Origin of the sequence: Clostridium sp. AF27-5AA (assembly GCF_003478415.1) — a bacterium.
GTDB classification, from domain to species: domain Bacteria; phylum Bacillota; class Clostridia; order Lachnospirales; family Lachnospiraceae; genus Otoolea; species Otoolea fessa.
This window is the reverse complement of record NZ_QUFH01000002.1, coordinates 304,511-318,948: the sequence shown is the minus strand read 5'-3', so window position 1 is coordinate 318,948 and position 14,438 is coordinate 304,511. Positions and strand designations below refer to the sequence as shown.

Here is a 14,438-nt window from a genome sequence, read left to right as displayed (position 1 = left end):
GTCTCGCGCGGTCGCTTGCGACAACCTACAGCTTCGCGCGAGTGCGCATCATTGGCACAAAAAAAGACCGCCGCATCTCTGCGGCGATCTCCAAAAAACGATTCCGTTTTTCATTTTTAATTATTCTTCACTCAGCTCATCCTCGTTGAGTACAATCTTGTCTGCCTCGTCCAGTTCAGCCGGCTCGTTGAAGTCGTCCTCTGCCAGATCGATATCATCCTCTTCCTCAACATCAGTGTTCAGCTTGATAGAGCGGTAACGCTTCATACCGGTACCAGCCGGAATCAGCTTACCAATCAGAACGTTCTCCTTCAGACCAATCAGCTTATCTACCTTTCCGTTGATGGCAGCCTCGGTCAGAACCTTGGTTGTCTCCTGGAAGGATGCAGCGGATAAGAAGGAGTCGGTTGCCAGAGATGCCTTGGTGATACCCAGCATAACCTGACGTCCGATCGCCGGCTCTTTGCCCTCGGCTTCCAGCGCCTCGTTCATCTCGTTGAAATCGAGTACATCCATGGATACGCCCGGCAGTACGTCGGAATCTCCACTTTCCTCAATCTTAATCTTCTTTAACATCTGGTGTACGATCATCTCGATATGCTTATCGTTGATTTCTACACCCTGTAAGCGGTATACACGCTGTACTTCCTGGATCATGTAATCCTGTACGGCGCGGACGCCCTTGATCTTCAGAATATCGTGCGGGTTCACGCTACCTTCGGTCAGCTCGTCACCAGCCTCCAGAACCGCGCCGTCCTGAATCTTGATACGGGAGCCGTAAGGAATCAGGTATGTCTTGGAATTGCCCGTCTCATTATCCGTGATAATGATCTCACGTTTCTTCTTGGTATCTTTGATGGTTGCCACACCGCCGAACTCAGCGATGATAGCAAGTCCCTTCGGCTTACGTGCCTCGAAAAGCTCCTCGACACGCGGAAGACCCTGTGTGATATCGCCACCGGCAACGCCGCCCGAGTGGAACGTACGCATGGTCAGCTGTGTACCAGGCTCACCGATAGACTGTGCCGCGATGATGCCGACTGCCTCACCGACCTGGACCGGCTGACCGGTTGCCATGTTGGCACCGTAGCACTTCGCACACACACCGATATGGGATTTACAGGTCAGGACGGTACGGATCTTGATGGAATCTCTGCCCTGTTTCTTCAATGCTGCCATAACAGCCGCTGCACGCTTCGGCGTACACATATGATTCTTCTCAATCACCACTTCACCTGTATCCGGGTCTGTGATTGTCTCAGCGATGAAACGTCCTGTGATACGCTCCTGCAATGTCTCGATGGTCTCCTGACCATCCATGAATGCCTTGATCTCCATATACGGAATCTCCGGCTTATCCCAGCAGCAGTCCTCCTCGCGGACGATCAGATCCTGGGATACGTCTACCAGACGTCTGGTCAGGTAACCAGAGTCGGCAGTACGCAGAGCCGTATCGGACATACCTTTTCGAGCTCCGTGTGCGGAGATGAAGTACTCCAGTACGTCCAGACCCTCACGGAAGTTGGACTTGATAGGAAGTTCAATCGTATGACCGGTCGTATCTGCCATCAGTCCTCGCATACCAGCAAGCTGTTTAATCTGCTTATCCGATCCTCGCGCACCGGAGTCAGCCATCATGAAGATGTTGTTATATTTGTCAAGTCCTGTCAGCAGGTCGTGAGTCAGCTGATCATCGGTTGCCTTCCAGGTCTCGATAACTTCTTTGTAACGCTCTTCCTCTGTGATAAGACCACGGCGGAAGTTCTTTGCGATATGGTCAACCGTTGCCTGCGCGTCAGCAATCAGCTTCGGCTTGCTTGCCGGTACGGTCATATCGGAAATCGATACGGTCATGGCTGCACGTGTAGAGAACTTGTAGCCAATCGCCTTGATATCATCCAGGGTGATCGCTGTCTGGGTTGCACCATGGACATTGATAACCTTCTCCAGAATCTGCTTTAACTGCTTCTTGCCTACGTGGAAGTCAACTTCCAGTTTCAGCTCGTTCTCTTTCTGGGAACGGTCTACGAAGCCCAGATCCTGCGGGATGATCTCGTTGAAGATGAAACGTCCAACGGTAGACTCGATGATACCAGTCTTCGTTGTGCCATCCGGCATCGTGCGGGTTACTCTTACTTTGACACGGGAATGCAGGGTAACAACCTTGTTCTCGTATGCAAGAATCGCCTCGTTGATACTCTTGAATGCCATGCCCTCGCCCTTGGCGCCCGGACGTTCCTGGGTCAGATAGTAAATACCAAGTACCATATCCTGAGAAGGAACGGCTACCGGACCACCATCGGACGGTTTTAACAGGTTATTCGGAGAAAGCAGCAGGAAACGGCACTCTGCCTGTGCCTCCACGGAAAGCGGAAGATGTACCGCCATCTGGTCGCCATCGAAATCGGCGTTGAATGCGGTACAAACAAGCGGATGCAGCTTGATTGCCTTACCTTCTACCAGAATCGGCTCGAATGCCTGGATACCCAGACGATGCAGTGTAGGAGCACGGTTTAACATAACCGGATGCTCTTTGATTACATCCTCGAGAACGTCCCAAACCTCCGGCTGAAGGCGCTCTACCATCTTCTTTGCATTTTTAATGTTATGAGCGGTTCCGTTGGAAACCAACTCTTTCATAACGAACGGTTTAAACAGCTCGATCGCCATCTCTTTCGGCAGACCGCACTGGTAAATCTTTAACTCCGGTCCTACGACGATAACAGAACGTCCGGAATAGTCAACTCGTTTACCCAGCAGGTTCTGACGGAAACGTCCCTGTTTACCCTTTAACATATCGGAAAGGGACTTGAGGGCACGGTTGCCAGGACCGGTAACCGGACGGCCACGGCGGCCATTATCAATTAATGCGTCAACTGCCTCCTGGAGCATACGTTTCTCGTTGCGCACGATGATATCCGGTGCGCCGAGCTCCAGAAGTCTTGCAAGACGGTTGTTACGGTTGATAATACGACGATACAGATCGTTTAAGTCGGAAGTTGCGAAACGTCCGCCATCCAGCTGTACCATCGGACGGATATCCGGCGGGATAACCGGGACAACGGTCATGATCATCCACTCCGGTTTGTTGCCGGAATTTCTGAATGCCTCTACGACTTCCAGACGCTTGATGATGCGGGCACGCTTCTGTCCGGTTGCATCCTGTAACTGGTTTCTCAGATCCTCAGAATCCTTCTCCAGGTCGATCGCCTTTAAAAGCTCCTGAATCGCTTCGGCACCCATGCCGACACGGAAAGAACCGTAACCGTATTTCTCGATCTCGTCACGGTACTCCTTCTCAGACAGAACCTGCTTCATCTGCAGTCCGGTCTGTCCCGGATCCAGCACGATATAGGAAGCGAAGTACAGAACCTTCTCCAGAGTTCTCGGAGAAATGTCCAGAATCAGACCCATGCGGCTCGGAATTCCCTTGAAATACCAGATGTGGGAAACCGGAGCTGCAAGCTCGATATGACCCATGCGCTCACGGCGGACGCTGGCTTTTGTAACCTCAACGCCGCAGCGGTCACAGATAACACCTTTATATCTGATTTTTTTATATTTACCACAGTGGCACTCCCAGTCCTTGCTCGGTCCAAAGATTCTCTCACAGAACAGGCCGTCTTTCTCCGGCTTTAATGTTCTGTAGTTGATGGTCTCCGGCTTTTTAACCTCGCCGTGAGACCACTCCAGAATCTTTTCAGGGGATGCCAAACCGATCTTGATTGCGTCAAATGTCAATGGTTGATATGTTTCATTTGTCTCTGGCATGAGCGGTACTCCCTCCTATCGATTATTCTTCGTCGTCAGATCCATTATCATCGGAAACGTCTGCATAGTCATCGTCCGTATAGCCGTCTGCCTCTGCTGTATACTCATCGTGCTCTACATCGGTCAGCTCACCATCTTTAAATTCCTGCTCCTGGTAACCGTAGTTGCCGAAGGACTCATTCTGAGAGTAACGCTTGCTGTCACCCTCGATGACGGAACGAAGATCGGTATCGCCTTCGTCGATGTTCTCCTTGAGCTCGATCTCGGAACCGTCTTCTGCCAGAACTCTGACATCCAGACCCAGGGACTGAAGCTCTTTTAAGAGTACCTTGAAGGACTCCGGAATACCCGGCTCCGGAATATTCTCGCCCTTGATGATTGCCTCGTATGTCTTCACACGACCTACCACATCATCGGACTTCACGGTCAGGATCTCCTGCAGCGTGTAGGATGCGCCATACGCCTCCAGAGCCCAAACCTCCATCTCTCCGAAACGCTGGCCACCGAACTGAGCTTTACCACCCAGCGGCTGCTGTGTAACGAGGGAGTAAGGACCTGTGGAACGTGCATGAATCTTATCATCAACCAGATGATGCAGTTTCAGGTAATGCATGTGTCCGATTGTAACCGGGCTGTCGAAGTACTCGCCGGTACGTCCATCTCTCAGGCGGACTTTACCGTCACGTCCGATCGGAACGCCCTTCCAGAGTTTTCTGTGCTCCAGATGGGTACCCAGATACTCCATAACTTCCGGATCTACAATATCTTTATATTTTGCTTCGAACTCTTCCCAGGAGGTGTTGACATAGTCATTTGCCATCTCCAGAGTGTTCTGAATATCTTTCTCGTCTGCGCCATCGAAAATCGGGGTGGATACATCAAAACCAAGTGCTTTGGCAGCAAGGCTTAAATGAATCTCCAGGACCTGTCCGATATTCATACGGGACGGTACGCCCAGTGGGTTCAGTACGATGTCGAGCGGGCGGCCATTCGGAAGGAACGGCATATCCTCAACCGGAAGTACACGGGAAACGACACCCTTGTTACCATGACGACCAGCCATCTTATCGCCGACGGAAATCTTTCTCTTCTGTGCAATGTAGATACGAACGGTCTTATTTACACCCGGAGCCAGCTCGTCGCCGTTCTCTCTTGTAAATACCTTCGCATCAATGATGATACCGTATGCACCATGCGGTACTTTCAGGGAGGTATCACGAACCTCTCTTGCCTTCTCACCGAAGATCGCACGTAACAGGCGCTCTTCTGCGGTCAGCTCGGTCTCTCCCTTCGGAGTAACCTTACCTACCAGGATATCACCGGCACGAACCTCTGCACCGATGCGGATGATACCGCGCTCGTCCAGATCTTTCAGTGCATCCTCGCCGACACCCGGAACATCTCTTGTGATCTCTTCCGGTCCCAGCTTGGTATCACGTGCTTCTGCCTCGTATTCCTCGATATGGACGGAGGTATATACATCCTCCTGAACCAGACGCTCAGACAGAAGAACGGCATCCTCGTAGTTGTAGCCTTCCCAGGTCATGAAGCCGATCAGCGGGTTTTTGCCCAGACCGATCTCACCGTTGCAGGTGGACGGACCATCTGCGATAACCTCGCCAGCTTCGACATGGTCATTCTTGTATACAATCGGTTTCTGATTGTAGCAGTTAGACTGGTTACTTCTCTTGAATTTTGTCAGATGGTATACATCGCGGTTTCCATCGGAATCTCTCTTGATGATGATCTCGTTGGAAGCGGAGCGCTCAACCACACCGGCATTCTTTGCAACGACACACACACCAGAGTCAACAGCTGCCTTCGCGGAAATACCGGTATCGACAACGGCTCTCTCGGTGGTCAGAAGCGGTACCGCCTGACGCTGCATGTTCGATCCCATCAGAGCACGGTTCGCATCGTCGTTCTGCAGGAACGGAATCATGGAAGTAGCTACGGAGAATACCATCTTCGGGGATACGTCCATCAGGTCGATTTTCTTCTTCTGGAACTCGGAGGTTTCCTCACGGAAACGACCAGATACGTTATTGTGGACGAAGTGTCCTTCTTCGTCTAACTGCTCGTTTGCCTGTGCAACAACAAAGTTATCTTCCTCGTCTGCTGTCAGGTATACAACCTCATCCGTAACAACCGGGTTGGACGGATCGGTTTTATCTACTACACGGTACGGGGCTTCGATGAAACCGTACTCATTGACACGTGCGTAAGATGCCAGGGAGTTGATCAGACCGATGTTCGGTCCCTCAGGTGTCTCGATCGGGCACATACGGCCATAGTGTGTGTAGTGTACATCTCGTACCTCGAATCCGGCACGGTCCCTTGACAGACCGCCAGGACCCAGGGCGGAAAGACGTCTCTTATGGGTCAGCTCGGACAGCGGGTTGTTCTGATCCATGAACTGGGACAGCTGGGAACTTCCGAAGAACTCCTTGACTGCTGCTGTAACCGGCTTAATATTGATCAGGGACTGGGCAGAAACACCTTCCATGTCCTGTGTTGTCATACGCTCACGTACCACACGCTCCATACGGGACAGACCGATACGGTACTGGTTCTGAAGCAGCTCGCCGACCGCACGGATACGACGGTTGCCCAGATGGTCGATATCATCTGGATTGCCGATGCCGCCTTCCAGATGCATGTTGTAGTTGATGGAAGCGATGATATCTTCCTTCGTAATGTGCTTCGGAATCAGGTCATGGATATCTCTGCGGATAATCTCTTTTAACTCCTCATCAGAAGCGCCGGCATTTTCTTCCAGAATACCCTGGAGAACCGGATAGAATACTAACTCTGTGACGCCTACTTCTTCCGGATCGAAATTCACATAAGCGCCCAGATCTACCATCATGTTAGAAAGAACCTTGTGATTCTTCTTCTCACCCTGAATCCATACAAACGGAACGCCTGCGTTCTGGATGTCAGTAGCAAGTTCCTTGGTAACCTTTGTTCCCTGCTCCGCCAGAATCTCTCCGGTAGTTGTATCAACCACATCCTCAGCCAGAACGTGACCTACGATACGGTTCTTAAAGTGAAGCTTTTTATTGAATTTATAACGACCTACCTTTGCCAGATCGTAGCGGCGCGGATCGAAGAACATGCTGTTTAACAGGCTCTCTGCGCTGTCTACGGAAAGCGGCTCACCTGGACGAATCTTCTTATATAATTCCAGAAGACCATCCTGGTAGTTGTTGGACGGATCCTTCTCAAAGCTCTTCTCCAGTTTCAGCTCATCGCCGAACAGGTCAATGATCTCGGCGTTAGTACCGTAACCAAGAGCACGGATCAGAACAGTAACAGGAACTTTTCTGGTCCGGTCTACACGCACGTAGAAAATGTCGTTGGAATCTGTCTCATACTCCAGCCAGGCACCCCGGTTCGGGATAACGGTGCAGCTGTATAACTCTGTACCGATCTTATCGTGCGCGATTCCATAATAAATACCAGGGGAACGAACAAGCTGGCTGACGATAACTCGCTCCGCTCCGTTGATAACGAAGGAGCCGGTGTCGGTCATAAGTGGAAGATCACCCATGAAAATCTCATGTTCATTGATCTCATCTTTATCTTTATTGCAAAGTCTTACCTTTACCTTCAGAGGAGCTGCATAGGTCGCATCGCGCTCTTTGCACTCTTCGATCGTATATTTGATATCGTTTTTACACAGTGTAAAATCCACAAATTCCAGACTCAAGTGACCTGCGAAATCCGTGATCGGGGAGATATCAGCAAACACTTCTTTCAGTCCCTCATCCAGGAACCACTGATACGAGTTTTTCTGAATCTCAATCAAATTCGGCATTTCCAGAACTTCTTTTTGTCTTGAGAAGGTCATCCTTACACCTTTACCGGTTTTTACCGGACGCATCCTGCTTTTCTCCATTCGATGTTTCACCCCTGTTTTCTTTCTATCTCTATGGTTTGCATTTTTCCATCTCCGAACCAGCCTTGTTTCATGCCGCCGGAGCTGCACTGTCATTTGGGCATACGAATACCCGGAAAACACAGTTTTCCACAATAGTGCATTCTCCATCTTAGCATGGGATTTGATGGGTGTCAAGTGGTTTTTTTGATAGATTTGGAATAAATTTGGAATGATTATGAAAAAGTTTTCTCAAGAAACGCCAGAATCCGGACAGACAACAGACGCCGCTTCCCAGATGATAGCGGCGTCCGATTTTTTATAGAAATTTTATGCAAAAAACACAATAAAAATCTGATTATCCGCTAAAACACAGTATCTATCAGCATTTTCAAGGAAACAAACACATCAATTTACTACTTATTTACTACCATTGAATGAGCCTTGATACGCAAGTTTTCCTAGATATGCAAAGATATGGTACAGCACATCAGTATTGAAACAAGAAAAATTGAATAACTCATAGACTATGGAACGCCTAAAATGACGTTCCTTTTCTATTTTCAGCCGTTCATTATGGACGGTTATTTTATTACCAAAAATGAAAGGAGCATTAGATTTATGAAAAAGATGTTAAAACGATTGTGTACGGGCTTCTTAGCTCTTGCAACTGTCGTTACTGCTTTGCCGACTACACCCGTTCATGCAGAAAGTAAGCAATACTGGACGGAGTCAAAAGAGCGTGTCGGTATCGTTGAAAAAGTAATGAATGACGGTTCGATTGGTTCTACCTTTAATGAGGGACATTTGACCGTTGAGGGCGAGGACGCTTACTGTATCGACATTAACACAGACTTTAAGAATGGCTACAAGACCAGAGCTGACGCAAGCACCCGTATGAGTGCCGACCAGATAAGCGACGTTGCCTTATCTATCGAATATGTAAAACAGTACACAGACAGCCACAACGGAATAAGCAAAAACCACGCCTACCTTTTAAGACAGCTTGTTGTCTGGCAGAGATTAAGCGTACATCTTGGCTGGCAATGCGATAACGTGCGAGCTTCTTATGATGAAATTCCAAAGGCAACGCAGGACGAAGTTTTCGCTGGTGCAAAAGCCTTTGTCAAAGAGAATAAAGGACGCTATGAATGTGGCGGTTATATCTACTCTGGCGAGGGGCAGGAATTGGGACAATTCTGGGCGAAACTCAATGTTGGAAATGCGAAACTTCAAAAGACTTCCAGTAATACCAGCATTACAGACGGTAACGGGAATTACTCTATCGCTGGTGCGACATACGGTGTCTTTGCTGATAAGGACTGCACGAAACAGCTTGCCACCCTTACGACTGATGAAAACGGAAATACAGATGTCGTAGAGGTAACGGCTGACACAGTCTATATCAAGGAATTATCCGCACCAGCAGGATATAAGGTTGATACAAATATATATTCCTTAAAGGTTGAAGCTGGAAAGACAGCGACCTTGAACGTATCAGATACACCAAAGGTAACAGACACTTTGATTGAACTCTTCAAGATTGATATGGAAACACAGAAAGACAATCCGCAGGGGAACGCTTCTTTAGCAGGTGCGGAATTTACATGGAAGTATTATACTGGCTTCTACAATAAAGACAATCTCCCTGCCGAAGCTACAAGAACATGGGTTACAAAGACAATCGCCGAAACAGACAGCGACGGTACAATCCACTATGTTACAAAATTAGCGGACGCATACAAGGTATCTGGCGACAGTTTCTATATGCAGGACGGCAAAGCCGTTCTTCCACTTGGAACACTAACCGTAGAAGAAACAAAAGCTCCAAACGGTTACTTGCTGGACGGTGCATATATGCAGGCTGGCGATAAGTCCGAACAGATTAAGGGCTTATATGTAACACAGATTACCGAGGACGGCGACCTTGCCGTATTGACTGGAAGTAACCAGTTTTCTGTATCAGACAAGGTTATCCGTGGCGGTGTGAAAATTCAGAAACGAGATTTAGAAACGGGCGATACAAAACCACAAGGAAGTGCCACTTTGAAAGATACTGCCTTTGACATCATTTCCTTAAATGATAATGCGGTACTGGTTGAGGGCAAGCTATACAAGAAAAATGAAGTGGTAAAGACAATCCATACAGACATTGAGGGTGTCGCTTCTACGTCTGCTGACCTTTTACCTTATGGAAAATTCCGTATCGTTGAGAGTGAAGCTCCAAACGGATATTTGACAGACGGTGCAAAACCGATTGATTTTGCAATCACAGAGAATGGAAAAATCGTTGATTTAACCGACGAAGCCCATTCTATCTACAATCAGATTAAGCGTGGAGATATTGAGGGCGTAAAAATCGGAGCAGGCACACACAAGCGTCTTGCTGATGTTCCCTTTAGGATCACAAGCAAGACAACGGGCGAAAGTCATGTTGTGGTAACTGATGATAACGGGCAATTCTCCACTTCTTCTGACTGGGCTTCTCATAAGCATAATACCAACGCAGGAAGCCGTATTTTTTCTTTCGGCTCTCTTGCCAGCAACGGCACTTCCAGCCACCGCACCAGCTACACCGCCCGAAATACCGCCAGCACTTACCGCCCTTGCAATACGGTGTTCCATACGCCTAGCCCGATGTCGCATAAACAGATACGGTCTGCGGAATATGCGTCGTCCCATGCTTTGACTGTCGCCAGCATTAAGTGAGAACATACTCATTAAGTCGCCCAGCTTCATGTAGATACCAGCGAAACATACTATCTGCAAGAACGCCACCATAAAGAATGGGTAGTCTGTGGAAATGTTGTAAAACATACTGGAAATACTAAATGCCACCGTTACAATGAGCGTTATTCCTGCCCGTGTCATTATGGTATTAAATACTCTCACGATTGCCTGCTTTGCCATGCTTTCATAGCTCGGTATCATGGAAAGTAAAAAACTGATAGGTAAAAACATTGCAAAGATAATAAAAAGTATCTGGCTGAACAACATCATGCCCGTAAGCAAGAATACAAATATCGTGATCAGTATCTGTTCCGCTTCTCCGCCCAGCACCAGGCACTCTCCCATCGGTCCATAGACGGCAGAATGTCCGCCGCACTTTGTATTTCCAGCCGTTCCGACCGAATTAGTACAGCATAAAAAGCTCTGACTTTCAATTGCCCTCGCCCTGTTCAAGGTATCCCAGTGAAGAAGTCTCGTATCCGGCCACTGTGCTACCACAAACTGGACTTTTGAACCCGCAAGCATCTCGGAACGAATCAGTTCCGGGAACCGGATATCATAACAAATTACCAGACTGCACGGGATTCCATCCAATTCAAAATTGCAGATGTTTTTTCCATGTTCAAAATACTCATGTTCGCCGGACGGGCTGAACAGATGCACCTTGTCATATTCCATCACCACTTCGCCGTCCCGGTTAAAGACAGCGGCTGTATTATAAATCTTCTCATCCCGGCAATTTGCCACGGAACCGGCAATTATATTGACACGGTATTCTTTCGCCAATCTGGAAAACAGCTTTTTGGTCTGTTCCAGATCTACATCCGATGCCTCTTTCAGATTTTCTCTCGGAAAAAATCCGGTGTTCCATGTCTCCGGAAGTGTAATCACATCCGGTTTCAGCTCTGCAGCCACCCGGACCAGCTTTTCTGCTTTCTCAAAATTCGCCTCCGGCTTTCCCAACTGCATATCCATCTGAATCATCGCAACTCTCATACCTAACCTCCAATTTTTTGCGATATTTGGTATTCGGTATTTGGTATACCATTTATTAGAATAATAACACCCTCCTCTTTTATCGTCAATTTACTCTTTTCACAAAAACCGCTGTCCTTTTTTGGATGATCTTCCAATTTTATCTGGCATTCCGCTCCATTGCATGATTCTGGTTGATATTTTTCTCTGTCTCCTCCATATGGATTTTCATCGCCTGAACTGCCGCTTCCACATTTTTCTGTTTCAATGCATCTAAAATTCCCTGGTGTTCATCGATCGTTGTCTGGCGCCGTTTATCCGTCCCCATCACCGCCTGCATTCCCATAAAACGGAACATGTCATAGTAATTGCTCAGCAATTTTAAAAGCTCCCTGTTCTGGCTCATCTGATAGATATAGGTATGAAACTCTCGATCCAGCTGAATAAATCTCGTTATATCATAATGTTCCAGGACTTCCTTCTGTTTCTCCTGAATCTCTTCCAGACATTTCAGATCATTCTCTGTGATATTTTTCGCAGCGTCCTCGATCGCAGATAACTCCAGCGCGCTTCTGACACGGGTCAGCTCCCACATATAATGCGGGTCAAACTCCCGTACCACCGTTCCCTTATAGGTTTCCATCTGAAGCCAGCCATCTCTGGCGAGCATCTGCATCCCCTCACGAATCGGTGTACGGCTGATTCCAAGTTCTTCTGACAGTTTTCTCTCATTCATCACAGATCCCGGCGGATAAATCCCCGTCATGATCCCCTTTTTTATCTCATTATATACCTGGTATTTATACCCCAGCTGTTTTTCTACCATGATTGCCCTCACATCTATTTATTTGAATCTAATTAGAATTCATCATCCCACATGTATCAACTATCATATGCATATCACACGGTCACTCTGATTGTCAAGCTATTTACCAGTTTTCCGATGGTGCCAGCACTTACAGATTCAGCTTTTTCTTGCCATTTCCCCACTCCAATGCTATAATACATAGTAATTGCGCGGTTATTTTCGTGTTCCATGCGAAATGGGATTGGATTTTCGTCCCGCCGCTATCTACAACGGAGGTATATATATGTCATTTTGGAATGTACTGCTAGTTATTATCGTCATTCTGGCTATCCTTCTTGTCGTACTGTATATTCTGGGTTCCCGGATGCAGAAACGTCAGGCAGAGCAGCAGACTATGATCGACGCTTCGAAACAGACTGTTTCGATTCTGGCGATTGACAAAAAGAAACTGAAAATCGGAGATTCCGGTCTCCCGAAGATGGTTATCGACCAGACTCCATGGTATATGAAGTGGGCGAAGCTCCCGATCGTAAAGGCTAAGATCGGACCGAAGGTTGTGACCATGATCGCGGATGAGAAGGTATTCCTTCAGTTACCGCTCCGCACCGAGGCAAAGGTTGTCATCAGCGGTCTTTATATCACAGAGATCAAGAGCGTGCGCGGAGGCATCCCGCCGCTGCCGAAGAAGAAAAAATTCTTTGACCGTTTCAAGAAAAATACAGAAGAGGCAGCAAAGAAAGAAGCTTCCAAGTCCAAGAAAAATAAATAATGGATCTTAAAATCCCGGAAATGTAACTGATTGCACGTTTCCGGGATTTTTGATTCATCGATTTTATTTCTTTGTTTCTATCTTCTTTTATATTTACTGCTCTTTCAGGTTCAATTTCGCCGTCGCCTTCGATTTCACATCAATTTCAATATGGCTCTGGCTGGTCTGCTCATAGTTGAGTTCCAGCGTATAATCAATCTGGATTTTCAGATGATCCGGACCTTCATTGATCTTGATGCGGTCGGTCGTGACACCCACGATCATCTGACCGTATGGAGTCACATAACAGCTGACATTCGGACGGTTCTCCTGAAAAATCATATGCGCCCGCGCATCGCCTCCCTTGATCATATCGACGCTGTCCGCATTGGCTTTGATGGTATTGCGGATGCTTCCTTCCTCGCCCTCCAGTATCTCATCATAGATGATATAATGCTTGCCATTTTTGAAATAATAGCTGCCTGCCGTGATAACCTCCAGGTTATTCGTCTCCCCGTCCGCAATATGGGCACCGCGCACGGATACAAGCACATCTTTCGTCATATTTTAATACTCCTCAATGTTAATCTGTTTCGTGTCTTTTACCTCTTTTGGCAGAATCGCCTTGGCAAAACGCGTGAAATTCTCCGCCCGGTCGCTGACAAAGAACTGATACTGGTCAAGAATCGGTTCCCCGGCAGCAGCGCGGCGGCTGTTTTCCTCCGAAAAACATTCCAGATCCTCCGAACTGCGTGTCAGATCCATGTCCCGCAGCAGAGTTTTAAGTTCAACCGCCGTCTCATATGCCGGATTTACCAAAGTCACCTCGTCGCCCATCAGCCGATGCAGCGTCGAACGCAGCAGCGGATAATGCGTACATCCCATAACCAGCGTATCAATGTATTTTTCTTTCAGCGAAGAAAGATACCGGGAGGCAATCTCGTCTGTTACCGAATCATGGAAGAGTCCTTCCTCCACCAGCGGCACAAAGAGCGGACACGGTTTTCCAATGACCTCAATATCCGGGCGCAGCTTCTGCATTTCTCTGGTATAAATACCGCTCCGGATGGTCGCCTCGGTTCCAATCACGCCAATCTTTCCATTATGGGTTGCCTCGGCGGCCGTGCGCGCGCCCGCGTAGATAACCCCGATGATCGGGATATCCAATTCCTGTCTGACCGTCTCCAGTGCACACGCCGAGGCCGTGTTGCAGGCAATCACGATCGCCTTGACTCCCTGTGTTTTCAGAAAACGGATGATCTGGCGGGAATAGCGCAGCACCGTCTCCTGCGATTTGCTTCCATATGGAACGCGCGCCGTATCTCCAAAGTATACGATACGCTCCTGCGGCATCTGACGCATGATCTCACGGGCTACCGTCAGACCGCCGATGCCTGAATCAAAAACTCCGATCGGGGCATTTCTATCCATGTTTACCTTCCTTTCGGCAAAATTCTTATGGTCATGTCTCCATTCTTTCCCGAACTTCTGTGTATATCGAATCATATAACGTCTAAAAGTAGATT

The 14,438-nt window shown here is 48.1% G+C and carries 6 protein-coding genes and 3 pseudogenes; 2 read left to right on the top strand and 7 right to left on the bottom strand.

Annotation, left to right across the window (positions count from 1 at the left end):
* Positions 1 to 120: 120 nt before the first annotated feature.
* The gene (gene rpoC, locus DWY89_RS03900) at positions 121 to 3,771 is read right to left on the bottom strand and encodes a DNA-directed RNA polymerase subunit beta' (RefSeq protein ID WP_107000676.1); all 3,651 of its coding nucleotides are present in this window, start codon (positions 3,769 to 3,771) and stop codon (positions 121 to 123) included.
* A 22-nt stretch (positions 3,772 to 3,793) separates the two neighbouring features.
* Positions 3,794 to 7,672 carry a DNA-directed RNA polymerase subunit beta gene (locus tag DWY89_RS03895; protein ID WP_107000677.1) on the bottom strand — a complete coding sequence of 1,293 codons (3,879 nt, stop codon included), beginning with the start codon at positions 7,670 to 7,672 and terminating at the stop codon, positions 3,794 to 3,796.
* 600 nt (positions 7,673 to 8,272) lie between these two features.
* On the opposite strand from DWY89_RS03895, the pseudogene DWY89_RS03890 reads away from it, so the two are divergent.
* Positions 8,273 to 10,162, top strand: a pseudogene (locus DWY89_RS03890) (SrtB-anchored collagen-binding adhesin); the annotation flags it as partial.
* On the opposite strand, the pseudogene DWY89_RS14340 reads toward DWY89_RS03890, so the two are convergent.
* The 3 genes and pseudogenes from DWY89_RS14340 to DWY89_RS03880 form a co-directional block, all read right to left on the bottom strand.
* Positions 10,160 to 10,681: pseudogene (locus DWY89_RS14340) on the bottom strand (YtxH domain-containing protein); the annotation flags it as partial. The pseudogenes DWY89_RS03890 and DWY89_RS14340 sit on opposite strands and share 3 nt — an antisense overlap.
* A 9-nt stretch (positions 10,682 to 10,690) precedes the next feature.
* Positions 10,691 to 11,365: pseudogene (locus DWY89_RS14335) on the bottom strand (carbon-nitrogen family hydrolase); the annotation flags it as partial.
* Between the two features lie 151 nt (positions 11,366 to 11,516).
* Positions 11,517 to 12,182, bottom strand: a complete 666-nt coding sequence (locus tag DWY89_RS03880) for a GntR family transcriptional regulator (RefSeq protein WP_118482412.1) — start codon at positions 12,180 to 12,182, stop codon at positions 11,517 to 11,519.
* A gap of 265 nt (positions 12,183 to 12,447) precedes the next feature.
* On the opposite strand from DWY89_RS03880, the gene DWY89_RS03875 reads away from it, so the two are divergent.
* On the top strand, positions 12,448 to 12,933 hold the full coding sequence (locus DWY89_RS03875; RefSeq protein WP_022360091.1) for a hypothetical protein: 486 nt from the start codon (positions 12,448 to 12,450) through the stop codon (positions 12,931 to 12,933).
* 93 nt (positions 12,934 to 13,026) lie between these two features.
* Here DWY89_RS03875 and DWY89_RS03870 read toward each other — a convergent pair whose 3' ends face one another.
* Together DWY89_RS03870 and murI are read right to left on the bottom strand one after the other, a co-directional pair.
* Positions 13,027 to 13,476 carry a DUF1934 domain-containing protein gene (locus DWY89_RS03870; protein WP_022360090.1) on the bottom strand — a complete coding sequence of 150 codons (450 nt, stop codon included), beginning with the start codon at positions 13,474 to 13,476 and terminating at the stop codon, positions 13,027 to 13,029.
* A gap of 3 nt (positions 13,477 to 13,479) precedes the next feature.
* The gene (gene murI, locus DWY89_RS03865) at positions 13,480 to 14,343 is read right to left on the bottom strand and encodes a glutamate racemase (RefSeq protein WP_118524390.1); all 864 of its coding nucleotides are present in this window, start codon (positions 14,341 to 14,343) and stop codon (positions 13,480 to 13,482) included.
* Between the last annotated feature and the right edge of the window lie 95 nt (positions 14,344 to 14,438).